22 protein-coding genes and 1 tRNA gene are annotated in these 21,820 nt (G+C 71.7%); 16 read left to right on the top strand and 7 right to left on the bottom strand.

Annotated features, from left to right (window positions below):
* The first annotated feature begins 52 nt into the window (after window positions 1-52).
* Window positions 53-838 (top strand): SGNH/GDSL hydrolase family protein, encoded by a 786-nt coding sequence (locus ACZ7L5_RS12175; protein ID WP_471516751.1) that lies wholly within the window; start codon window positions 53-55, stop codon window positions 836-838.
* A 96-nt stretch (window positions 839-934) separates the two neighbouring features.
* Here the strand turns inward: ACZ7L5_RS12175 and ACZ7L5_RS12170 are convergent, their stop codons facing one another.
* Together ACZ7L5_RS12170 and ACZ7L5_RS12165 are read right to left on the bottom strand one after the other, a co-directional pair.
* The gene (locus ACZ7L5_RS12170; protein WP_471516525.1) at window positions 935-1,555 is read right to left on the bottom strand and encodes a TetR/AcrR family transcriptional regulator; all 621 of its coding nucleotides are present in this window, start codon (window positions 1,553-1,555) and stop codon (window positions 935-937) included.
* Between the two features lie 71 nt (window positions 1,556-1,626).
* Complete coding sequence (locus tag ACZ7L5_RS12165; RefSeq protein ID WP_471516524.1) at window positions 1,627-2,805, bottom strand: Glu/Leu/Phe/Val dehydrogenase dimerization domain-containing protein; 1,179 nt, start codon at window positions 2,803-2,805, stop codon at window positions 1,627-1,629.
* A gap of 193 nt (window positions 2,806-2,998) precedes the next feature.
* On the opposite strand from ACZ7L5_RS12165, the gene ACZ7L5_RS12160 reads away from it, so the two are divergent.
* The 6 genes from ACZ7L5_RS12160 (at window position 2,999) to ACZ7L5_RS12135 (ending at window position 9,188) form a co-directional block, all read left to right on the top strand.
* Window positions 2,999-4,228: an MBL fold metallo-hydrolase gene (locus ACZ7L5_RS12160; protein WP_471516523.1), complete on the top strand. Its 1,230-nt coding sequence runs from the start codon at window positions 2,999-3,001 to the stop codon at window positions 4,226-4,228.
* A 631-nt stretch (window positions 4,229-4,859) separates the two neighbouring features.
* The gene (locus ACZ7L5_RS12155; protein WP_471516522.1) at window positions 4,860-7,070 is read left to right on the top strand and encodes a sensor histidine kinase; all 2,211 of its coding nucleotides are present in this window, start codon (window positions 4,860-4,862) and stop codon (window positions 7,068-7,070) included.
* Between the two features lie 92 nt (window positions 7,071-7,162).
* On the top strand, window positions 7,163-7,597 hold the full coding sequence (locus ACZ7L5_RS12150) for a roadblock/LC7 domain-containing protein (RefSeq protein WP_328877892.1): 435 nt from the start codon (window positions 7,163-7,165) through the stop codon (window positions 7,595-7,597).
* Window positions 7,598-7,599: 2 nt separating this feature from the next.
* The gene (locus ACZ7L5_RS12145; RefSeq protein WP_328430358.1) at window positions 7,600-7,971 is read left to right on the top strand and encodes a DUF742 domain-containing protein; all 372 of its coding nucleotides are present in this window, start codon (window positions 7,600-7,602) and stop codon (window positions 7,969-7,971) included.
* Window positions 7,949-8,548 (top strand): GTP-binding protein, encoded by a 600-nt coding sequence (locus ACZ7L5_RS12140; RefSeq protein WP_328420849.1) that lies wholly within the window; start codon window positions 7,949-7,951, stop codon window positions 8,546-8,548. Before ACZ7L5_RS12145 ends, ACZ7L5_RS12140 begins: the two co-directional genes overlap by 23 nt.
* A 61-nt stretch (window positions 8,549-8,609) precedes the next feature.
* Window positions 8,610-9,188, top strand: coding sequence for a GAF domain-containing protein (locus tag ACZ7L5_RS12135; protein WP_471516521.1), 579 nt, complete (start codon window positions 8,610-8,612; stop codon window positions 9,186-9,188).
* A 24-nt stretch (window positions 9,189-9,212) separates the two neighbouring features.
* Here ACZ7L5_RS12135 and ACZ7L5_RS12130 read toward each other — a convergent pair whose 3' ends face one another.
* A complete protein-coding gene (locus ACZ7L5_RS12130; RefSeq protein WP_471516520.1) occupies window positions 9,213-9,818 on the bottom strand; it encodes a GPP34 family phosphoprotein in 606 nt (201 codons plus the stop codon).
* Window positions 9,819-10,088: 270 nt separating this feature from the next.
* On the opposite strand from ACZ7L5_RS12130, the gene tdh reads away from it, so the two are divergent.
* From tdh to ACZ7L5_RS12085, 9 genes are all read left to right on the top strand, one after another.
* A complete protein-coding gene (gene tdh, locus ACZ7L5_RS12125) occupies window positions 10,089-11,117 on the top strand; it encodes an L-threonine 3-dehydrogenase (protein ID WP_365053310.1) in 1,029 nt (342 codons plus the stop codon).
* A gap of 38 nt (window positions 11,118-11,155) precedes the next feature.
* Window positions 11,156-12,349, top strand: coding sequence for a glycine C-acetyltransferase (locus ACZ7L5_RS12120; protein WP_471516519.1), 1,194 nt, complete (start codon window positions 11,156-11,158; stop codon window positions 12,347-12,349).
* Window positions 12,350-12,386: 37 nt separating this feature from the next.
* Window positions 12,387-13,289, top strand: a complete 903-nt coding sequence (locus tag ACZ7L5_RS12115) for a LysR family transcriptional regulator (RefSeq protein WP_328877887.1) — start codon at window positions 12,387-12,389, stop codon at window positions 13,287-13,289.
* 46 nt (window positions 13,290-13,335) lie between these two features.
* Window positions 13,336-13,947: a helix-turn-helix domain-containing protein gene (locus tag ACZ7L5_RS12110; protein WP_471516518.1), complete on the top strand. Its 612-nt coding sequence runs from the start codon at window positions 13,336-13,338 to the stop codon at window positions 13,945-13,947.
* On the top strand, window positions 13,944-14,456 hold the full coding sequence (locus ACZ7L5_RS12105; RefSeq protein ID WP_471516517.1) for a GNAT family N-acetyltransferase: 513 nt from the start codon (window positions 13,944-13,946) through the stop codon (window positions 14,454-14,456). Before ACZ7L5_RS12110 ends, ACZ7L5_RS12105 begins: the two co-directional genes overlap by 4 nt.
* Window positions 14,457-14,573: 117 nt before the next feature.
* Window positions 14,574-15,056: a DUF1877 family protein gene (locus tag ACZ7L5_RS12100; protein WP_471516516.1), complete on the top strand. Its 483-nt coding sequence runs from the start codon at window positions 14,574-14,576 to the stop codon at window positions 15,054-15,056.
* Window positions 15,057-15,124: 68 nt separating this feature from the next.
* Window positions 15,125-15,484, top strand: coding sequence for an MmcQ/YjbR family DNA-binding protein (locus tag ACZ7L5_RS12095; RefSeq protein WP_328877883.1), 360 nt, complete (start codon window positions 15,125-15,127; stop codon window positions 15,482-15,484).
* A gap of 31 nt (window positions 15,485-15,515) precedes the next feature.
* Window positions 15,516-16,838, top strand: coding sequence for an MFS transporter (locus ACZ7L5_RS12090; RefSeq protein ID WP_471516515.1), 1,323 nt, complete (start codon window positions 15,516-15,518; stop codon window positions 16,836-16,838).
* Between the two features lie 99 nt (window positions 16,839-16,937).
* Window positions 16,938-17,011 (top strand) — tRNA-Pro (locus tag ACZ7L5_RS12085).
* 76 nt (window positions 17,012-17,087) lie between these two features.
* Here the strand turns inward: ACZ7L5_RS12085 and rox are convergent.
* From rox to ACZ7L5_RS12065, 4 genes are all read right to left on the bottom strand, one after another.
* Window positions 17,088-18,515, bottom strand: a complete 1,428-nt coding sequence (gene rox, locus ACZ7L5_RS12080) for a rifampin monooxygenase (protein WP_471516514.1) — start codon at window positions 18,513-18,515, stop codon at window positions 17,088-17,090.
* A gap of 63 nt (window positions 18,516-18,578) precedes the next feature.
* Complete coding sequence (locus ACZ7L5_RS12075) at window positions 18,579-19,106, bottom strand: NUDIX hydrolase family protein (RefSeq protein ID WP_328884253.1); 528 nt, start codon at window positions 19,104-19,106, stop codon at window positions 18,579-18,581.
* Window positions 19,107-19,148: 42 nt separating this feature from the next.
* Complete coding sequence (locus tag ACZ7L5_RS12070) at window positions 19,149-20,327, bottom strand: amidohydrolase family protein (RefSeq protein WP_471516513.1); 1,179 nt, start codon at window positions 20,325-20,327, stop codon at window positions 19,149-19,151.
* A gap of 1 nt (window position 20,328) precedes the next feature.
* On the bottom strand, window positions 20,329-21,732 hold the full coding sequence (locus ACZ7L5_RS12065) for a type I glutamate--ammonia ligase (RefSeq protein WP_471516512.1): 1,404 nt from the start codon (window positions 21,730-21,732) through the stop codon (window positions 20,329-20,331).
* Window positions 21,733-21,820: the final 88 nt, after the last annotated feature.

Raw genomic sequence — 21,820 nt, 5'->3', positions numbered from 1 at the left:
AGGTGAATCATGGGCCGACGTGGCAGACGATTCGAAGAGTGACAGCAGATCAGTGATCGGGTCGTACGTTGCGGTGGGGGACAGCTTCACCGAGGGCGTCGGCGACCCCGGCCCCGACGGGGCGTTCGTCGGTTGGGCCGACCGGTTCGCGGTCCTGCTCGCGGACCGACGACCCGAGGGCGACTTCAACTACACGAACCTCGCCGTGCGCGGCAAACTGCTCGACCAGGTAGTCGAGGACCAGCTTCCGAAGGCCGTCGAACTGGCCCCGGACCTGGTCTCGTTCTGCGCGGGCGGCAACGACATCATCCGGCCCGGCACCGACCCCGACGAGGTCGCCGAGCGCTTCGAGCGGGCGATCGCCCGGCTCACCTCCGAGGTCGGCACCGTCATGGTGACGACCGGGTTCGACACACGCGGCGTGCCCGTGCTGAGGCATCTGCGCGGCAAGATCGCCACGTACAACGGTCATGTGCGGGCCATTGCCGACCGGTACGGCTGTCCGGTGCTCGACCTGTGGTCCCTGAAGACCGTTCAGGACCGCCGGGCCTGGGACCATGACCGGCTCCACCTGTCTCCCGAGGGGCACACGCGTGTGGCGCTCCGCGCCGGCCAGGTACTCGACCTGGAGGTCCCGGCGGACCCGGACCAGCCCTGGCCCCCGCTCCCGCCCCGCGGCACGCTCGACATCCGCCGCGACGACGTCCAGTGGGCCCGCGAGTACCTGGTGCCCTGGATCGGGCGGCGCCTGCGGGGCGAGTCGTCGGGGGACCATGTCACGGCCAAGGGCGCGCTGTCCCCGGACGACATCAAGATGCGGATCGAATCGGTGGCTTGAGAGCGGTTCGCGAGCGACCCGTATGCGGTTCGCGGGTGACGTGCAGATGTGGGCCGTACCAACGTGTGATCGGTGCGGCCCACGCCTACGCCGGCGTCAGCGTGTCGACGCCGTCAACGCCTCCCGCTCCAGCCCCAGTTCCCGGGCGAGCGCCTCGTCCACCCACTCCTGGGCACGCGCGCGTGAGACCGCGCCGCGGTACGACGTCATCTGCACGGCGAGCCCGTCGAGGAGGGCCGTCAGGCGCAGGGCCGCGCCCATCGGGTCCGGGCAGTGGAACTCGTCCGCGGCCACACCCTCCGCGATGACCTCGGCGAGGGCCGCCTTCCACTGTCGGTCGAGGTCCCGCGTGACCTCCTGCAGCGCGGGTTCGCGCAGCGCCGCCGCCCAGCCCTCGATCCACAGCCGCCAGCCCTTGGCCTGGCCGGTCGGCGCGTACCAGCGCACGGCCGCCCGCAGTCGGCGCAGCGCTGTCGTACGACGTCCGAGGACCCGTCGCAGGCGGGCCAGGTCGTCCTGGGCCGCGTGCGTGAACGCGGCGGCGACCAGCTTCTCCTTCGTGGCGAAGTGATAGAGCACCAGCGCGTTGCTCACCCCGAGCGCCGCGGCCACGTCGGCGATCCTGACCGCCGCAACGCCCCGCGCCTCTATCTGCTCCACGGCGGCACGCAGCAACTCCTCACGCCGCTCCGCCACGCTCAACCGCACTCTTGCCACCCGGCCACCCTAAAGCCTTGCCGCCGGCAGCTCCCGGGCCACGGTCGAGTCGGGCCCCGGGGTCTTTGCCGTCACCGGAGTTGGCCGAACCGCTCGGCGATCACCGGCAACCGGTCCTCAGCGATGGCGTGCGCGGCGGCCCGAGGTGTCGTCCCGTCGGCCTCCGCGCGGGCCAGGGTGAGGTCGGTCAGGGCGCGCATCGAGCGTCGCGTGTGGGCGAACGCCTCGTCCGCGTCCGGGCCGACGTCGCCGAACAGCGTCCACCACCACCAGGCGTTCGTGGCCGAGTTGACCACGACGTCCGGCAGCACGGTGACGCCCCGCGCGGCCAGCAGCAGCTCCGCCTCCGGCCGTACGGGCATGTTGGCCGCCTCGGCGATCCAGCGAGCGGTGATCCGCCCCTGGTTGGCGGCGTCGATCACATAGGAGACGGCTGCGGGGACCAGCACCTCCGTCTCGGCCGACAGCCAGGCGTCGCCCGGCAGTTCGCGGTCGCCGGGCCGCAGCGCCGCGCGGTCGACCGTGCCGTAGGCGTCCCGTGCCGCCAGCAGTGCCTCGATGTCGAGGCCCGCAGGGTTGGCGATCGTGCCCTTGATGTCGGCGACGGCCACGACGGTGAGCCCCGCGCGCCTGAGGAAGCGCGCCGTGGCCCCGCCCATGGTCCCGAGCCCCTGCACGGCGGCCCGCGTCCGCCAGTACGGCACACCGGCCCGGTCCAGGGCGGTGAGCACCGCCTCGGCGACTCCGCAGCCGCCGACCAGCTCGTCGAGCCCGATGCCGTCCACCTCGACCGCGAACGCGTCCGCGAGCCGCGTACGGGCGCCGGCCTCGTCGCGGAGCAGCGGATACACGGCCTGGACGGACGACACGAGCCCCGCCTCGGCGGCCGCCCGGTCCACCACGTCCTGGGAGAGCCCGAGGTCCTCGCCCGTGGTCCAGAGGTTCTCGATGTAGGGCCGCATGGTCCGCAGATAGCGCACCAGAACCCCGTACGCCTCCGGATCGCGCGGATCGCAGTCGATGCCGCCCTTGGCGCCGCCCAGGGGGATGTACCGGGCCTCGGGGTCGTAGTGCAGGGCTTCCTTCATGCTCATGCCGCGGGCGAGCCCGGTGACCTCGTCGAGCGTGCAGCCCGGCCGCATGCGCAGCCCACCGCTGGACACGCCGCGCACCAGCCGGTCGATGACCAGGAAGCCCTGACGGCCGGTGACGTGGTCGGTCCAGGTGAGCGACAGCAAGGGCGTGGTCATGAGGTCTCCGGGGTGGGGGAGGGGAGCGAGCGAGGGCCGCGTGCCGCGCGCGGCTACTGAACGATGGGTCAGTATCCGAGGATGGGTGAGGACATGTCAATGTGGGGCGCCCGGGATTAGGGACAGGGGCGTCCGGGGTTGTCGGAGGGGCCGACCATAATGGAATTTCTCACCGACTCCACCTGGAGGTACCGTGGCCGGTTTCCGTTTCCCGAGCTCCGGGCTGCGTGCCCTGCGGCCCGAGGCCTTCGGGGTGGACCCGAGCGGTGAGCGCATGGCGCGCATCCGCAGATCACCGCACTTCCGGGACGGGGTCTTCCAGAACCCCGGGGGCGCCGCCCGCACCAGACCGTCCGGTTCGATGCTGGAGTTCGCCAAGGTCTTCTTCGACCGGGACACCCGGCCCCACCGCGTCCCCAAGGGCACGGTGCCGGTGCACCCCACCAGCTATGCCGACCTGGCCAAACCGCCCGTCGACGGGCTGCGCCTGACCTGGATGGGGCACTCCAGCGTCCTCGCGGAGATCGACGGCCACCGGGTGCTCTTCGACCCCGTGTGGGGCGAGCGCTGCTCCCCCTTCCCCTTCGCCGGGCCCAAGCGGCTGCACCCCGTGCCGCTGCCGCTCGCCCAGCTCGGGCCTGTCGACGTCGTCGTCATCTCCCACGACCACTACGACCACCTCGACCTGCCCACGATCAAGGCACTGGTCGGCACGGACACGCTCTTCGCCGTACCGCTCGGCGTCGGCGCCCACCTCGAACACTGGGGCGTCTCGGCCGACAGGGTGCGTGAGCTGGACTGGCACGAGACGACGAAGGTCGGCGGCCTCAGCCTGACGGCCACCCCCGCACGCCACTTCTGCGGCCGGGGGCTGCGCAACACGCAGCACACGCTCTGGGCGTCCTGGGTCGTAGCCTCGGACGAGCACCGGATCTACCACAGCGGGGACACCGGCTACTTCGACGGTTTCACGGACATCGGCGCCGAGCACGGCCCGTTCGACGCGACGATGATCCAGATCGGCGCCTACTCGGACTTCTGGCCCGACATCCACATGACGCCGGACGAGGGCGTCCGCGCCCACCTCGACCTTCAGGGCGGGGACCCGACCGTGGGCGTCATGCTGCCGATCCACTGGGGCACCTTCAACCTGGCGCCGCACGCATGGGCGGAGCCGGGAGAGTGGACGATGCGGGCCACGCACAAGGCGGGGGTCACGATGGCGGCGCCGCGCTGCGGTGAGCCGTTCGAACCGGCCTCGATGCCGCCCCTGACGCCGTGGTGGCGCGAGGTGGCCGAGACGCCCACCGAGGGATGGCCGACGTGGCCGCCGGTCGTGTCGGGGCCGGACGGGGCGCCGGTCGCGTCGGAGTCGGACGGGGCGCCGGTCGCGTCGGAGTCGGACGGGGCGCCGGTCGTCTAGCGCGGCTTCTGTCCAGGGCCGGCTGCCCTGTCGCAGCGCCCGCCGCACTGCAGCGCCCGCCACGGTGCCGGGCGCTGCAGTGGCGTCCGGCCAGATGGCGCGGGCGGTCAATGGCTCCGTGCGCTCTTGCGGGACGGTTCGCGCGGGGCGTGCGTGAGTGCGGTGGGGCGCCTGCGGAGCTTCGCGCGCCGCTACTGCCCGTGACGCTCTGGGGGGTGGACGGGCGGGCGCGCGGGGTGCTGAATCGTCCCGGCCAGGGGTCGGGCGCGGGCAAGGGTGTGGGGACCGGGTGTCGGCGCGGCGTGCGGCGTACGCGGTGCCCCCGCAGCCCGGCTTTTCAGCGTGACCACTTCTGACCAGGTCCGATCGTTCGATATCCGCTTATGGGCGAACGGTGGGGCCGGTTATCGGTCTGTCGTACGAGACCTCATACCAGAGCGGGACGCTGCCTGCGTGACTTTGTCAACTGCCCACCGCACTTGATGCGGAGGCGACTACTGTCAGTGTCCGTCGGGCGACGCGGAGCCGAATTCGTCGGTTCGGTCGACCGACATTGCGATGGCGCACGCCCCGGGCCGCGCAGACCGCGCGCATCCCAGGCCCCGACCGACGGACCAGTACGAGGACCCCGATGTCTCATCTCCGCGCCCCGGCCGCACGCGCTGACCGCCGTGAGGGCGGACGGCACGGGCGCCCGGCCGCCCGCACCGCAACCGCGCTGCCCGAGACCCACATACGGCCCCAACTGCTGCGTCTGGCCGTGCTTCCGCCGGTCGCGGTGACCCTCAGCGCCCTCGCGGCCGTGCTGTTCGTCGTGCGGTCCACCGGAGTAAGACCGAGCCTCACCCTGTGGGGCGTGCTCGCCGGAGCGGTCTCGGTGACCCTGGCGGGCATCCTGATCGCCGCGGTGGCCGCCAACCGCACCGCCAGGTCCGTGAACGACCGCATCGGCGCACTGCGCCGCAGGAGCGCGCGCGGCGAGGCCGATCTACGGGCCCTCGTCGAGACCCTGCGGCGTGGCGAGGCACCGCCGAAGCGCAGGCAGCGCAGCGGACCGCCCGACGGCGCCGACGACTTCGAACTGCTCGCCGCCGATCTGGCCCGCGCCCAGGACGGGGCCGTCACCGCCGTCGTCCAGGCCTCCCAGCTCTCCAGCCAGGCGGGCAGCGAACAGAAGCTCGAGGTCTTCGTCAACCTCGCCCGGCGTCTTCAGTCCCTCGTGCACCGCGAGATCTCCATCCTCGACGAGCTGGAGAACGAGATCGAGGACCCCGATCTGCTCAAGGGCCTCTTCCACGTGGACCACCTCGCCACCCGCATCCGCCGCCACGCCGAGAACCTCGCCGTGCTCGGCGGAGCCGTCTCCCGACGGCAGTGGAGCAACCCGGTCTCCATGACCGAGGTGCTGCGCTCCGCCATCGCCGAGGTGGAGCAGTACTCGCGGGTCAAGCTCGTGCCGCCGATCGACGGCACCCTGCGCGGGCACGCCGTCGCCGACGTCATCCATCTGCTGGCCGAACTGGTCGAGAACGCCACGGTGTTCTCCGCCCCGCACACCCAAGTGCTGCTCCGCGCCAACCTCGTGACCTCGGGGCTGGCCGTCGAGGTCGAGGACCGCGGGCTCGGCATGCCGGTCGGCGAGCAGAACCGGATGAACGCCCTGCTCGCCGACCCCGACCAGGTCAACGTCGCCAGCCTGCTGGCGGACGGGCGCATCGGGCTGTTCGTCGTCTCGCAGCTCGCCAAGCGGCACGGCATCCATGTGCGCCTGCAGACCAACATCTACGGCGGTGTCCAGGCCGTACTCGTCGTGCCGCAGGGGTTGTTGGGGGCGGAACCGGGGGCTCGCGGCGTCGCGGAGCGGGCGCCGGAACCGCAGGGAGTGGCGGGCACATCCGTACCGCCGCATGCCCCGTCGCCGGCACGCCCGCAGCAGCCGCGTCCGCCAGAGCCGCCGGTGCCACCGCAGCGGTACGGGCAGCATGCGTCGGCCGCGTCGGAGGGCGGGCACCGAGGTGCGGCCGAGGCATCGACGGGCGCTACGCGTCGGCAGCAGCCGCACGCCGCCGGGATGGGCGCGGACTCCGGAACCAACGGCACCGGGCCGGCACCGCTGCCCGTACGCGGCGCACATGAGGAGCGGGCCAACCCCGCGGAGGCCATGCCCGGCATCAGGCACGACGAACGTGGCCGCGTCGAGGAGAACGCGGCCGCGCCTCTGGCCCCCCGCACCGGACCCGTCCGCGGCACCATGGGCAAGCCCCAACTGCCCCGACGCCGCGCCCAGGAACACATCGCCCCGCAACTGCGTGACGGCCCCACACCGCGCCAGGAGTCCGACCAGCTCGCCGGACACGACCCGGGGCTGATGGCGGCCTTCCAACGGGGGGTCGGGCTCGCGGAGACGCAGCAGCACATGGAGTCGGCCCACATGGAGTCGGCCCACGTGGAGGCACCGCACATGGAGTCGGCCCATACCGCCGCCACGCAGGGCACCACTTCCTCCTACACCCCCTCGCCGCACCAGGCCTCCGACACGACGTCGTCCGACCCGGACCCCACAACCGGGGCTCACACGTCCCCCGAGCCCACCCGCCTGGAGTCCGTGCGCCCGGTGCCGATCCACCTGGAGCCGACGAGTCTCGACGCGGGGCGCCCGCAGTCCACACACCTGCGCCCGCCGGGCCTGGATGGACTGCACGCAGACATGACACCCATGACCCCCCGTCCCTCCATGGATGTATCACCCATGGACCCGGCCCACCCCACCGAGAGGCAGCCCGGGTCCGCGCCCGGCGCCGACCACACCCCCTGGCACGACGGGAGCGCACCAGCCGGATGACCACGTTCATGACCAGTTCGACGTCCGCCTGGAAGTCCACCCCCACCCCCAGCGCTCCCGCTGACCTTCGTACCTCAAGGAGTCGATCCATCATGGCGAGCGAAGCGCAGACCGCCCATGTGTCCGATCTCGACTGGCTGATGAGCGGCCTCGTGCAGCGCGTACCGCACACCACCAGTGCGGTCCTCCTCTCCTGCGACGGGCTCGTGAAATCGGTTCACGGTCTCGACCCGGACAGTGCGGACCACATGGCCGCCCTCGCGTCCGGCCTGTACTCCCTCGGCCGTAGCGCCGGCGTCCGCTTCGGCGACGGCGGAGAGGTGCGCCAGGTCGTCGTCGAGCTCGACTCGACCCTGCTCTTCGTGACGACGGCCGGTTCCGGCACCTGTCTCGCCGTGCTGGCCGGCCGCGAGGCCGACGCGGCCGTGCTGGGGTACGAGATGGCGATGCTCGTCAAGAGTGTCCGCCCCTACCTGGTCACCGCTCCCCGGCAGCACTCCGTCGAACCCTCGGCGTTGAGGCCTTGAACGTGACGGCGGCCGGTGACGGGCCCTGGCTCGACGACGCGGCCGGACGGCTGGTGCGCCCTTTCACCGTCAGCAACGGCCGCACCCGGCCCACCATCGCGCTCGACCTGATGTCGCAGGTCATGGCCACCGGGGCGACCCCCCTCGGCTACCTCGGCCCCGAGCACGAGCAGGCGCTCGACCTGTGCCGCGGCCCGGTGTCGGTCGCCGAGGTCGCCGCCCATCTGAAGCTGCCGGCGGTGGTCACCAAGGTGCTGCTGTCGGACCTCGTCGACTGCGGGGCGGTCACCACCAAGCCCCCCGAGTTCCACCACAACCCGACTGACCGGGCCCTTCTGGAGGCAGTGCTCGATGGACTACGACGACAGCTCTGACCCCTTCCCCACCGCGCTGAAGATCTTGGTGGCGGGAGGGTTCGGGGTAGGGAAGACGACCTTCGTCGGCGCGGTGAGCGAGATCGCGCCGCTCAGTACGGAGGAGCTGCTCACCACGGTCAGCGCCGCGACCGACAGCCTTGAAGGGATCGAGAACAAGGTCGAGACGACGGTGGCCATGGACTTCGGCCGCATCACGCTCGATCCGGAACACGTCCTGTATCTCTTCGGCACGCCCGGACAGGAGCGGTTCTGGTTCATGTGGGACGAACTCTCCGAGGGTGCGCTCGGCGCGGTCATCCTCGCCGACACCCGGCGACTGGAGGAATGCTTTGCCGCCGTCGACTTCTTCGAACAGCGGGGCCTCGGATTCATCGTCGCGATCAACGAGTTCGACGGCGGCTACCGGTACGACCCGGAGGAGGTCCGAGCCGCGATCGACCTCGACCCGCAGGTCCCCGTCGTCCGTTGCGACGCCCGGATCTCCAGCTCCGGTGTCCAGACCCTGCTGACCCTGGTCCGGCACCTCATCGCTCACGCGCCGGCACCCGCGCCGAGCCACGGCGCCCACATGTGACAGCCGCACACACCAGCACGGAGCCGCATATGACGTACGCCCACAGCGACGGAATCCGCCCATGAGCTACGGCCCACCCCATCCGGTCGCTCGCCTGCTGCTCACCCCCGAGGACAAGGAGGCCCCCGCCCGCGCGCAGCGGCTGCTTCGTATGGGCCTGGGGGAACACCCCGATCCGGCCCTTGACGTCTTCGCGGACCATCTGGCCGAGCACACCGGGGCGCCGTACGCCATGGTCAACTTCCTCGGCGAGAACCGTCAGTTCTTCGCCGGCCTGCATGTGCGGCATGCCCTGAACCTCGCCCGCGCCGACGAGAGCAAGCCCCAGCTGGGCCGCCATCTGGAGCGCGACCATGGGTTCTGCCCCCATGTGGTCGTCCGACGCAAGGCGCTGGTCCTGGAGGACGTCCGCGACTACCCGCGATTCGCCGGGAACCCGATCGTGGACGAGTTCGGCATCCGCTCCTATCTGGGCGCCCCGCTCATCGACAGCACGGGGATGGTGATCGGTACGGTGTGCGTCGTCGACGTGGAGCCGCGGCCCTGGGGGAGAGCCGGACTGGACACCATCAAGGCGTCGGCGGCGGACCTGGTCACCCGGCTGGAGCGGCGGGAGGCCGACGGGCTCCCGCTGCTGTGACTGCTCAAGGTCCGGGAGCGGCGGCTAGAAACCCCGCCACACGTTGTCGAACGCGGCGTCCTCGATCGCCCGCCGCTGCCGTACGGCCTCCAGCTCCACGACCGCGTTGCCGACGGCGGCCAGCACGGTCGTGACCGTCTCGTCGGTGAGGTCGTCAGCGGCGTCGTCCGGCATGTCGTACACCCCGGCGGCGGCAGCCAGGGCCACGAGGACGGGATCGCCCGACGCCCAGCGCTCCTCGGCCTGCTGCCGGGCCGCCGAGTCGACCGGCACCGATCGCCCGGCCCGCAGCGAGATCCGGTGGCCCCGGGGCCGGGCCGTGAGCCCCAGGCTCTCCAGTTCCGCGCCATAGGCCGAGGACAGTCCGCGCCCCCGGCGCCACAGCCAGTCCTCGACCGACTCGTACGGCTCCTGCCGTACGAGTGACGAGGCGGCCTCGTCCAGCAGCCGGTCGCCCGTCGGGGCCTGCGCGCTCGGCGTGATGCGTTCGTCGTCGAGGAGGAGAGCCCCGGCATCGAGGAGGTCGAACACTTCGGCCGCCGCGAGAGCGAGCGACAGTTCGCCCTGCCCCACGGGGTGGTCGGATGCCATGTCCAGCGCGACGATCGCGAGGTCACGTGCGGTGTTCATGAGCGACTCCAGGTCAGTCGGCCGAGTACGGGCGTGAGCACCGGGACCGGCCGCGACGGCGGTCCGGGGCACTACCTCGATTGTCACCGCCCGGAGGGCGTCAGGGGGCGCGAGTGGCGGGTGTGAAGGAAAGCTGTGACGCTGCTTAAGAAATCCTCGATGGACCGTGGCGCCGCCGTACGGCAGATTGCTAGGCGATTCCACCCCCCTCCCCGGCCGCGGGTGCCTTCGGCATGTCCGAGACCGGGACTCACCGTCAGGAGCCGTTGCGTGAAGGCGCTGGTCAAGGAGAAGGCGGAGCCCGGGCTGTGGCTCGCGGACGTCCCGGAGCCGGCCGTCGGACCGGGCGACGTACTGATCAAGGTGCTGCGCACCGGCATCTGCGGCACCGATCTGCACATCCGGTCCTGGGACGGCTGGGCGCAGCAGGCGATCCGCACCCCGCTCGTGCTCGGGCACGAGTTCGTCGGCGAGGTCGTGGAGACCGGCCGCGACGTCACCGACATCGCCATCGGCGACCGGGTCAGCGGTGAGGGCCACCTGGTGTGCGGCAAGTGCCGCAACTGCCTGGCCGGCCGCCGCCATCTGTGTCGTGCCACGGTCGGCCTCGGCGTCGGACGCGACGGCGCCTTCGCCGAGTACGTCGCCCTGCCCGCCACCAACGTGTGGGTGCACCGCGCACCCGTCGACCTCGACGTGGCCGCGATCTTCGACCCGTTCGGCAACGCCGTGCACACCGCGCTGTCGTTCCCGCTGGTCGGTGAGGACGTCCTGATCACCGGTGCGGGCCCCATCGGCCTGATGGCGGCGGCCGTGGCCCGGCACGCGGGTGCGCGCAATGTCGTGATCACCGACGTGAGCGAGGAACGGCTGGAGCTGGCCCGCAAGGTGGGCGTGAGTCTCGCGCTGAACGTGGCGGAGGAGAGCATCGCCGACGGACAGCGCGAACTCGGGCTGCGCGAGGGCTTCGACATCGGCCTGGAGATGTCCGGCCGGCCCGAGGCCATGCGCGACATGATCGCCAACATGACGCACGGCGGCCGTATCGCCATGCTCGGCCTGCCCGCGCAGGAGTTCCCGGTCGACTGGGCCCGCATCGTCACCTCGATGATCACCATCAAGGGCATCTACGGCCGTGAGATGTTCGAGACCTGGTACGCCATGTCCGTTCTGCTGGAGGGCGGCCTCGACCTGGCCCCCGTGATCACCGGCCGGTACGGCTATCGCGACTTCGAGGCGGCGTTCGCCGACGCGGCGAGCGGCCGCGGCGGCAAGGTCATCCTCGACTGGACCTCGTAACTCCCTTTCGGCGACGGCATTTTAGGAGAGCTTTCCCCATGTTCGACTCCGTGCGCGACGACCTGCGCGCCACCCTCGACGAGATCCGCGCCGCCGGCCTGCACAAGCCCGAGCGCGTCATCGACACCCCGCAGTCCGCGACCGTGAACGTCGCCGCGGGCGGCCGTCCCGGCGAGGTCCTCAACTTCTGCGCCAACAACTACCTCGGCCTCGCCGACCACCCCGAGGTGATCGCCGCCGCCCACGAGGCCCTCGACCGCTGGGGCTACGGCATGGCGTCTGTGCGCTTCATCTGCGGCACGCAGGAGGTGCACAAGGAACTGGAGGCACGGCTCTCCGCGTTCCTCGGCCAGGAGGACACGATCCTGTACTCCTCCTGCTTCGACGCCAACGGCGGCGTCTTCGAGACGATCCTCGGCCCGGAGGACGCCGTGATCTCCGACGCCCTCAACCACGCGTCGATCATCGACGGCATCCGGCTGTCCAAGGCCCGCCGCTTCCGGTACGCCAACCGCGATCTGGCCGACCTCGAGCGGCAGTTGAAGGACGCGTCGGACGCCCGGCGCCGGCTGATCGTCACCGACGGCGTCTTCTCCATGGACGGCTATGTGGCACCGCTGCGCGAGATCTGCGACCTCGCCGACCGCTACGACGCCATGGTCATGGTCGACGACTCGCACGCGGTCGGCTTCGTCGGCCCCGGTGGCCGCGGCACGCCCGAGCTGCACGGCGTCATGGACCGCGTCGACATCATCACCGGCACCCTCGGCAAGGCCCTCGGCGGCGCGTCCGGCGGCTACGTCGCGGCCCGCGCCGAGATCGTCGCCCTGCTGCGCCAGCGCTCACGCCCGTACCTCTTCTCCAACACCCTGGCCCCCGTGATCGCGGCGGCCTCCCTCAAGGTCCTCGACCTGCTGGAGTCCGCGGACGACCTGCGCGTCCGGCTCGCCGAGAACACGGCACTGTTCCGGCGCCGGATGACGGAGGAGGGCTTCGAGATCCTCCCCGGCGACCACGCCATCGCGCCCGTGATGATCGGCGACGCGTCCGAGGCCGGCCGGCTGGCGGAGCTGCTGCTGGAACGCGGCGTGTACGTGATCGGCTTCTCGTACCCGGTCGTGCCCCAGGGGCAGGCCCGCATCCGCGTCCAGCTGTCCGCCGCGCACTCGACGGACGACGTCAACCGTGCCGTGGACGCCTTCGTCGCCGCCCGGGCGGAACTGGAAGGCTGACGTCCGGTCCACTCCGGACCTTGCGATAATCGATCTCATGATCGAAGCGCGGCGGCTCCACATCCTCCGTGCGGTGGCCGACCACCGCACCGTGACGGCGGCTGCCGCCGCGCTGTATCTCACGCCCTCCGCGGTCTCCCAGCAGCTCGCGGCCCTGGAGCAGGAGACCGGCCACCGTCTGGTCGAGCGCGGCGCGAAGGGCGTTCGGCTGACCCCGGCCGGCGAGATTCTGCTCAGCCACACCAACGCCGTCCTGGCCCAGCTGGAGCGCGCGGAGGCCGAGCTCGCGGCGTACAGCTCGGGCGCGGCCGGCACGGTCACGGTCGCCTCCTTCGCAACCGGCATCGCCCTGGTCGTCGCGCCCGCGGTGGCCCGCCTCGCAGGGACGGCCCCCGGCATCCGCATCCGCGTCCAGGACGCCGAGGGCGACGCCAGCCTGCCGATGGTGCTGGACCGGCAGGTCGACATCGCGGTGGCCGTCGAGTACCGGGGGGCGCCGCCCGCCGACGACCCCCGCCTCGCCCACGTACCGCTGTACGCCGAGCCCTTCGACGCGGTCGTCCCGGTGAGCCACCGGTTGGCCGACGCGGCCGAGGTCCCGCTCGCGGAGCTGGCGAAGGACCCGTGGATCGGCCAGTACCCCGGCAATCCCTGCCACGACGTGGTCGTCCTGGCCTGCGAGAACGCCGGCTTCCAGCCCCGCCTCGAACACTCCTCGGACGACTTCCGCGCGGTCGTCGCCCTCGCCTCGGCCGACGCGGGCGTCGCTCTAGTACCGCGCTCGGCGCTGCGCGGCATGGACCTCACGGGGGTCGTCGTACGGCCCGTGGACGGCGTGGCGCCCACGCGCCGGGTGTTCGCGGCGGTGCGCCGGGGCGCGGAGGAGCACCCGTTGATCAGGCCGGTGCTGGACGCGCTCGGGGAGGTCGCGGGGGAGTGAGGCTCCCGTAACACTGCCGTTTCATATCTGGGATAGCGTCCCGGATATGAAACGAGAGACTTCCGGCGGTGGTGCAGCCCAGGACATCCAGGACACCTCCTTGGACGCGGTCGACGCCCGCCTCGGCGCCCGTCTGGCCGAGCTTCGGGCCGAACGCGACTGGTCGCTCGGCGAGTTGGCGGAGCGCAGCGGCATCAGCCGCTCCACCCTCTCCCGCGCCGAGCGGGCGGAGATCAGCCCCACCGCCGCGCTGCTGAACCGCCTGTGCCACGTCTACGGCCGGACCATGTCCCAGCTGCTCAGCGAGGTCGAGTCCGAGCCCGCGCTGCTGGTGCGGGCGGCCGAGCAGGCGAGGTGGGAGGACCGTTCCTCCGGGTTCGTACGACGGTCCGTGTCGCCGCCGCACGCCGGGCTGCGCGCCGAACTCGTCGAGGGCCGGCTCACCGAGGGCGCCGACATCGCGTACGACCGGCCACCCGTACCGGGACTGGAGCAGCACATCTGGGTGCTGGAGGGGGCCCTCGACGTGACGGTTCGGGAGGCGGAGCACCATCTCGCCGCCGGGGACTGTCTGCGGATGCGGGTGTGGGGGTCCACGCGGTTCCGGTGCGCGGGGCCCGGAGCGGTGCGGTACGTGCTGGCGGTGGTGCTGCCGTGATCGTGACGCGCCTGGACGAAGGCCAACTGCTGGCCCAGGTCGGGGACTTGGCCGACCTGCTGGTGGACACCGTGGCGGACGGTGCATCCGTCGGGTTCCTGGCCCCCCTTGACCGTACGGCTGCCATGGGCTGGTGGAAGGAGCGCGCGGCCGCCGTGGCCGCCGGGCAGTGGGAGGCGTGGGTGGCACGCGAGGGCGAGCGAACCGTGGGCACGGTCAGCCTGGCCTTCCCCGACAAGCCCAACAGCCGCCACCGGGCCGAGCTGGTCAAGCTGATGGTGCACCGGGACGCGCGGGGCCACGGCCTCGGCCGCAGACTCCTGACGACCGCGGAAGAGGCGGCGATCCGGGCCGGGATCACCCTCCTCCACCTGGACACCGAGACCGACAGCCTCGCCGAGCGGCTGTACGGCGCGGCCGGCTGGACCCGGGCCGGGGTGATCCCGGACTACGCGGCGAACCCGGACGGAGCGCTGCGGCCGACGACGATCTACTTCAAACACCTCTGACCGATCGCCCCGTTGTCAGTGCCGCGTGGAACACTCGCCGACGTTGATCGACCACGAGGGCGATCATCGGCATCGGAAGCGGCCGAACAAGCAGTACATCAAGGGGGATTGCCTGTCATGGGCGTCAGCATTTCGTTCATCAGCGCGACGACGGAGGAGCTGGACAAGGCGGCGAAGGACCCGAATTGGGCAGACGAATACATCTTTGAGTTGTACGGCGAGAACTCCCCGATGCCGGACCGTCCCTACGGAGGCCCGGACAAGGCGTTCGGCGGGCTCCAGTTCCTGTTCGACCAGGCTGAGGTGGGACTGGAGTTCCTGATGGACGGGTTCCAGATCCGGGACGACGGCACCCTGTTCGGATGGGACGCGGAGCAGATCGACAGCGTGGCACGGGAGCTGCGGGCGACCCCGTGGGAACGGCTGGCGGGCCACTACGACCCGGACCGGATGGCGCAGGAGAATGCGTACCCCAACATGTGGAAGTTCGACCCCGAGGGTCAGCTGGAATGGCTGGAGGGGGCCTACGAGGAGCTTGTCGCGTTCTTCGGCGCGGCGGCCGATCGAGGCCTCGGAGCGTTCATGACCTTCAGCTTCTAAAGAGCCCATCCGTCGGGCCGACCCCTCCCACCAGGTGGTTGTCAGTCGCTGCCGCTACCGTGCCTGTCATGCCGGATGCCGAAGACGTACGCCGTATCGCCCTGTCCCTGCCGGATACGACGGAGAAGATCGCCTGGAGCATGCCCACGTTCCGGGTCGCGGGCAAGATGTTCGCCACGCTGCCCGAGGACGAGACGTCCATCGCCGTGCGCTGCCCCAAGGAAGAGCGCGACGAACTGGTGCTGGCCGAGCCGGACAAGTTCTGGATCGCCGACCACGAGGCGCAGTTCGCCTGGGTGAGGGCTTGGCTCTCCGCCCTGGACGACGAGGACGAACTGCGCGACATCCTCGCCGACTCCTGGCGCCAGGCGGCACCGTCGAGCCTGCTGGAAGCGCACCCCGAGTTGGGGCCGCCGACCGGAGAGTGAGACCAGTGAGGCAGTGTCCGTGCCCCATGTCATGACCGGAAGGCGCAAGCGGATGAAAGGGCGGGCCGGATCACACCCGGTGTGGTCGCGGGACTTCGGCCTGTTCTTCGTCGCCCGGGCCGTCGCCCAACTCGGCGACACCATGCTGCCGGTGGCCCTCGCCGCGGGCCTGCTGCAGCACGGGTACGGCGCCGGAGCCGTCGGCCTCGCCCTGGCCGCGACGTCTGCCGCGTTCGCCGGGCTCATCGTCTTCGGCGGGGTCATCGCCGACCGCTTCAGCACCCGCAGGCTGATGATCGGCGCCGACCTGGTCCGCCTCGGCACCCAGTCCCTGGCCGCCGTGCTGTTCTTCACCGGGCATGTCGTGCTGTGGCAGATCTGCGCGATCGGCTTCGTCAACGGCGCGGCGGGCGCCGTGTTCCAGCCCGGCGTCGCCGGCACAGTGCCCCGGCTCGCCGCCGACGTCCAGGGTGCGAACGGCGCCATACGCGTCGCCGAGGCCGTGGCCCAACTCGCCGGACCCGCCCTTGCCGGTGTGCTCGTCGGTTTCGCGTCACCCGGCGGCGTGTTCGCGGCCCACGCGACCACATACGCGGTGAGCGCCCTGTGCCTCCTGCTGCTCCGCCTGCCCCCACTGGTCCGCCCACCCGGCGACCGCCCAGGCCGCGGAACCAGAGCCTTCCGGGCGGATCTGGCGGAAGGCTGGCGGGAGTTCAGATCCCGCACCTGGCTCTGGGGCGTCATCGTCATCTGGTGCGTCTACATGATCGCCGTATGGGGCCCGACCGTCCCGCTCGTGGCGACGGAGGTCGTCCAGCAGCACGGTCCGCGCGCCTACGGCCTGATCAACTCCGCCCTCGGTGCGGGGACAGTGGTGGGCGGCCTGCTCGCGCTGCGGCTGCGCCCGCGCCGCATGCTCCGCGCCGGCGCGATCGCGCTCTTCGCCTTCGCCGGCTTCCCCATGACGGTCGGCGCCGGCCTCGGCGTTGCGGCCATGGCGGCCGGAGCCGCTGTCGCCGGGGCGGGCATGGCCTTCTGGAGCGTGATGTGGGCGACCAGCGTCCAGACGCAGGTCCCGGCCGACGTCCTCAACCGCATCCACGCGTACGACGTGGCAGGCTCCCTGGCGATGATGCCGGTCGGCCAGGCCCTCGCGGGCCCGGCCGCGGCGACCATCGGCACGGACCACGTGCTCCTGGTCGCCGGAGGCATGAGCCTGGTCGTCGTGGCCGCCCTGCTCACCGTGCGTCCGATCCGTGACCTGGTGCGGGCCGACACCCCGACGACGGTGGGACCGGCACTGTCTCCGGCCCCGGCCGCGACAGGCGAGGGCGTGTGCCCCGAGCGGATCTGAAGCGGCCGGGCGCGCGGAAACGAGTGCGCGACCACCGACCCGAGTGCGGTATTGTTTCCATGCGCGTTCGGCCGGGGGAAACCCCAGGTCAGACGGCACCGGGACGTGGCGCAGCTTGGTAGCGCACTTGACTGGGGGTCAAGGGGTCGCAGGTTCAAATCCTGTCGTCCCGACGGTGCGAAGGGTCTTCGCAGGCGAGAGCCTGCGAGGGCCCTTTTTCGCTGGGTTCCCGGTGGCAAGGCCGGGCACTCAGCCGGCGGCGGCCCCGAACCACCTCGGCAGATGGCCGAGCAGCTCCTGCTGATCTTCGCCGGCCCAGGCCACATGGCCGTCCGGCCGCAGCAGCACCGCGGGCACGTCCAGTTCCTCGCAGGCGTCGACGACGTGGTCGACCCGATCCGACCAGCCCGCCACCGAGAGCCGTCCCGTCCGGTCGAGCAGGAGTCCGCGGCCGCCGCGCATCAGCTCAAAGAGGCGGCCCTGCTCCAGCTTCACGTCCCGCAGCCGTCGGCCGAGCAGTGCGTGGCCGTCGCCGAAGTCGTAGTGGACGCCGATCGCGGTGATCTTCTCGATCAGGTAGCGGTTCACCTCCTCGAAGTCCATCAGCTGCGACACCAGCCGGCGCACCGACTGCGGACCCGGTTCGGTGGACATCAGGTGCATCTGCGCCCGGGTGTTGTCCAGCACGTCGGCCGCCACCGGGTGCCGTTCGCTGTGGTAACTGTCCAGCAGCCCCTCCGGTGCCCAGCCGCCCAGCTCGGCGGCCAGCTTCCAGCCGAGGTTGAACGCGTCCTGAATGCCCAAATTGAGGCCCTGACCGCCGGTCGGCGGGTGGATGTGCGCCGCGTCGCCGGCCAGCAGCACACGGCCCGACCGATAGCGCTCGGCCTGCCGGGTGGCGTCGCCGAAGCGGGACAGCCAGCGCGGTGAGTGCACGCCGAAGTCGGTGCCGGCGACCGCCCGCAGCTGTTGCCGGACCTCCTCGAAGGCCGGCGGGACCGACCGGTCCTCGGTCAGCCCCTCGGCGGGCACGACGACGCGGTACACCCCGTCCCCGAGAGGCATGAAGCCGAACCGCTTCTGGGTCTTGCGGACTTGGGTCATCACGGAGACCAGAGTCTCCTGGGGTACGGCCACCTCCATCTCGCCCAGCAGCGTCTCCACCGTGGCGGGCTCGCCCGGGAATCCGATGCCGAGCAGCTTGCGCACCGTGCTGCGGCCGCCGTCACAGCCGACGAGGTAGCGCGAACGCAGCCGGGTGCCGTCGGCCGGCTCGACGGTCACACCGTCGTCGTCCTGGCTCAGGCCGACCAGCTCGCAGCCGCGCCGGATCTCGGCGCCGGCCTCGGTCGCGTGCTCGGCCAGCAGACGGTCGGTGATGGTCTGCGGGATCCCGAGGGTGTACGGATGCGCGGTGTCCAGCCCGTCGGGCCAGGGCTTGTCGATGCCGGCGAAGAAGCCGCCGACCTGGTACTGCCGCCCGTGTGCGAGGAACCGTTCCAGCAGACCGCGCTGGTCCATCACCTCGATGCTGCGCATGTGCAGCCCGAGCGAGCGGACCACCCTGGTCGGCTCCGCCTCCTTCTCCAGCACGAGCACGTGCACGCCGTGCAGCCGCAGCTCGGCGGCCAGCATCATGCCGGTCGGTCCGCCGCCCACAATGATCACGTCGATCATCACAACACTCATTTCCGCAGGTACTGGCTTCGGCCGGAGATTCTGCGGTGGGCGCCCGCCGGGTCAGATCACGCAGCCCACATGCGCCAGCGCCTGCTTGAGCAGCACCCCGTGGCCGCCCGGCATCTCGCTCTGCACCGCCGGGGACAGTGCCTCCTGAGGGCTGAACCAGACCAGGTCGAGCGCGTCCTGGCGGGGGCGGCAGTCGCCGGTGACCGGGACGACGTAGGCGAGCGAGACAGCGTGCTGGCGCGGGTCGTGGTACGGCGTGACGCCGTGCGTCGGGAAGTACTCCGCGACGGTGAAGGGCTGGAGGGAGGTCGGGACCCGGGGGAGGGCCACCGGGCCGAGGTCCTTCTCCAGATGCCGCAGGAGGGCGTCGCGAACGCGCTCGTGGTGCAGCACGCGGCCGGAGACGAGGGTCCGGCTGACCGTTCCGTCCGGTCCGATGCGCAGCAGCAGGCCGATGCTGGTGACCTCGCCGCTGTCGTCGACCCGCACCGGCACGGCCTCGACGTACAGGATCGGCATGCGCGCGCGTGCCATCTCCAGCTCGTCGGAGGACAGCCAGCCGGGCGTGGTATCGGTCATGTCAGACATTGCTTGATCATACTTTCCGGGAATTGCGAACGCTCAGTCGCGATGCGGGCGGGGCTCGTGGGCGGGGTCGGGGTCGGGGGCGGGAAGTCCGTAGAGGCGGCGGGCGTTGTCGCCGGCTGCCCACGCCGCGATCCGCAGCGCGTCCGGCAGGCTCAGTTCGTCGGCGTCCACCCGGTCCTGGAGCAGTTCGCCCAGGCCGCGACGGAAGGCCAGCGCGCCGAGCTGGTAGAACTCCGCCAGACCATACGCGTCGGAGCTGTACAGCAGTTTGCGGAACGGGGTGATCTCCATCGCCTCCGCCAGGATCGCCCGGGACCGCGCGGGGCCGACGTGGTGCAGGGTGAGGCCCACGTCGAGATACACCTCCTCGAAGACAGCCGCCAGAAAGGCGGCCTGGCGCTGGTAGGGCCAGCAGTGCAGGAGCAGCACGGGAATGGTGCCCTTGATCAGGTGCAGCCAGTCCGTCAGATACGTCGGATCCACGCGGTGCAGTCGGATCTCGTTGTCGCCGAACCCGGTGTGGAGCTGCAGCGGGCGCCCCAGGTCGACCGCCGTCCACAGCAGATGGCGTACCAGGACCGGGTCGGCCAGCCGGCCGCCGTTCTCCAGCCACTGCCGGGCCGCCGCACTGACCAGCGCGTCCGAGGGGCGCGCCGGGTCCAGGTCGAAGCCGGTCCGGTAGGCGGCCACCGACTTCACGGCCACGACGCCCGGACGCCGTACGGCTTCCTCGGCGGCCGTACGGAAGGCGGTGGCGTAGGCGTCCGGTTCCACTCCGTGTGCCGCCACCGCCTCGGCGACCGCCTCCAGCCGTACGACCTCGTACGCGGTCGCGTCGGCGGTCTCCGCCAGCTCCCTGGGCGTGGTGAGTGGCTGCGGCGTGTAGCCCGTGTCGACGCAGAACACCTCCGTTCCGGCGGCGGCCAGCAGCCGCCGGTCCACCTCGCGCCGGCCCAGCTCCGCACGCCGGGCCAGATACGCGTCGGCGGACGCGTGCCGCGGCAGATCCAGCAGGGGTGCGCAGTGGCGGCGTACGGCCACGCCGGCCGGGGTGTCGAAGGAGGAGATGCCGGGCCAGGGCTCGCCCTCGGTGAGCAGGGACTCGAAGCCGTGCCGGTCCAGGTCGGCGGTGACGATCCCGTGGCAGTGGTGGTCCACCAGCGGCAGCGCCGCGAGCGCCTCGTGGACCGGCCCTGTCCCTGTGGCGCCCACGTCAGTACTTCCAGCGGTACGCCGCCGCGACCTGGTCGTCGTCCAGCCCGGCGACGGCATCGACCTCGCCTCGCCGTACGGCGATCACGGCGTCGGCGAGGACCGGGCCCAGCGCGGCCCGCAGCGGCTCGTCCGTACAAAACTCCTCCACAGCCTCCACGAGCGACGTCGGCAGCCTGCGGACACCTCGGGCCGCCGCGTCCTGAGCGCCCAGATGTGCCGGATCGCCGGTGATCTCCTGCGGCAGTCGCGCGCCGGACGTCAGTCCGTCCAGCCCGGCGGCGATCAGGCAGCCGATGGCGAGGTACGGGTTGGCGGCCAGGTCCACCGGCTTGACCTCCAGGTTGGCCGCCTCGGCGCGATGGCCTGCCATGCCGGTGACGACACGCAGCCCGGCCTCTCGTGTCTCCCGGCCCCACGCGGTGAACACCCCGGCCCACTGCGAGGGCCTGAGCCGCAGCCGGCTCGCCGGGCTCGGCGCGGTCACGACCGTGAGGGCGGGGAGGTGGGCGAGGATGCCGGCCGCGAAGGACTCGGCCTCGGGCCGCATGCCGTGGCGGCGGTCACCGCCCGCATGCAGATTGCCCCCCTCGCGCCAGGCGGAGAGGTGGACATGGCCGCCGTTGCCGACACCCTGCCCGAGGACCGCCGGGGCGAAGGACACCGCGAGCCCGTGGCGCCGCGCCACCGCCCGGATGGTCTGCCGCACCAGCACGCTGCGGTCGGCCGCCGCCACCGGGTCGAGCGCGGCCACCGACAGCTCGAACTGCCCCGCCGCGTACTCCGGATGGAACTGGTCGACCTCCACGCCCTGCCGCGCCAGCGCCGCCAGCAGCTCGGCGGCGCAGTCGCTCAACTCGACCTGGCGGGCGGCGCTGTATGCCGGCCCTGAGACCGCCGGCACGAACTCACCCTCGGGGCCCGGGGGTTGGGCGACCGCCCACTCGATCTCGATGCTCGCCTTGAAGGTGACGTCGTGCTGCTCGGCGGCCTCCAGGACCGTCCGCCGCAGGAATGTACGGCTGCACGCGGGATGCCGCTCGCCCTCCTGGGTGATCCGGTCGACCGGCGCCCACGCCCAGCCCGGCTGCGCGGACAACTCCACCAGCAGGTCGAGGTCGGGGTAGAGGCGCAGGTCGCCGTCCGGGGAGCCGAGGACATCCGTGGTGACGATGGAGTCGTCCGCCAGGAAGGTGTCGAACACCGGCGACATCCCGACGCCCCAGGCCGCCGCGGAGGCGAGCTTCGCCGTCGGGATCGTCTTCACCCGGGCGATGCCCGCCGTGTCGACGTAGGCCAGGACGATCCCGTGCACGCCCCGCCCGGACAGCTCCTCGCTCAGCGCGCCCGCCCGCTCGACGTCACCCGGACGCCCGCCCGGGACGGGATCGGCAAGGGTGGTCATACGGTCTCCTCGACGAGCTCGGCCGGTCGGTTCGGTCCGTTCCGGTCCGTGCCGATCCGGTCCGGTCGGCACGTGTGGTGCACCTGCT

Source organism: Streptomyces sp. NPDC107528, assembly GCF_055639295.1.
The sequence above is the reverse complement of the archived record's forward strand: the minus strand, read 5'-3'. Positions and strand labels throughout refer to the sequence as shown.

Bases quoted from the DNA above. Each gene is read 5' to 3' on its own strand.
- ACZ7L5_RS12140 (WP_328420849.1), top strand. From the start codon at position 7,949: ATGGACTACGACGACAGCTCTGACCCCTTCCCCACCGCGCTGAAGATC.
- ACZ7L5_RS12095 (WP_328877883.1), top strand. From the start codon at position 15,125: ATGCCGGATGCCGAAGACGTACGCCGTATCGCCCTGTCCCTGCCGGAT.
- ACZ7L5_RS12130 (WP_471516520.1), bottom strand. From the start codon at position 9,818: ATGAACACCGCACGTGACCTCGCGATCGTCGCGCTGGACATGGCATCC.
- rox (WP_471516514.1), bottom strand. From the start codon at position 18,515: ATGATCGACGTGATCATTGTGGGCGGCGGACCGACCGGCATGATGCTG.
- ACZ7L5_RS12090 (WP_471516515.1), top strand. From the start codon at position 15,516: ATGACCGGAAGGCGCAAGCGGATGAAAGGGCGGGCCGGATCACACCCG.
- ACZ7L5_RS12135 (WP_471516521.1), top strand. From the start codon at position 8,610: ATGAGCTACGGCCCACCCCATCCGGTCGCTCGCCTGCTGCTCACCCCC.
- ACZ7L5_RS12100 (WP_471516516.1), top strand. From the start codon at position 14,574: ATGGGCGTCAGCATTTCGTTCATCAGCGCGACGACGGAGGAGCTGGAC.
- ACZ7L5_RS12075 (WP_328884253.1), bottom strand. From the start codon at position 19,106: ATGACCGATACCACGCCCGGCTGGCTGTCCTCCGACGAGCTGGAGATG.
- ACZ7L5_RS12110 (WP_471516518.1), top strand. From the start codon at position 13,336: ATGAAACGAGAGACTTCCGGCGGTGGTGCAGCCCAGGACATCCAGGAC.
- ACZ7L5_RS12165 (WP_471516524.1), bottom strand. From the start codon at position 2,805: ATGACCACGCCCTTGCTGTCGCTCACCTGGACCGACCACGTCACCGGC.
- ACZ7L5_RS12150 (WP_328877892.1), top strand. From the start codon at position 7,163: ATGGCGAGCGAAGCGCAGACCGCCCATGTGTCCGATCTCGACTGGCTG.
- ACZ7L5_RS12155 (WP_471516522.1), top strand. From the start codon at position 4,860: ATGTCTCATCTCCGCGCCCCGGCCGCACGCGCTGACCGCCGTGAGGGC.
- ACZ7L5_RS12120 (WP_471516519.1), top strand. From the start codon at position 11,156: ATGTTCGACTCCGTGCGCGACGACCTGCGCGCCACCCTCGACGAGATC.
- ACZ7L5_RS12115 (WP_328877887.1), top strand. From the start codon at position 12,387: ATGATCGAAGCGCGGCGGCTCCACATCCTCCGTGCGGTGGCCGACCAC.
- ACZ7L5_RS12065 (WP_471516512.1), bottom strand. From the start codon at position 21,732: ATGACCACCCTTGCCGATCCCGTCCCGGGCGGGCGTCCGGGTGACGTC.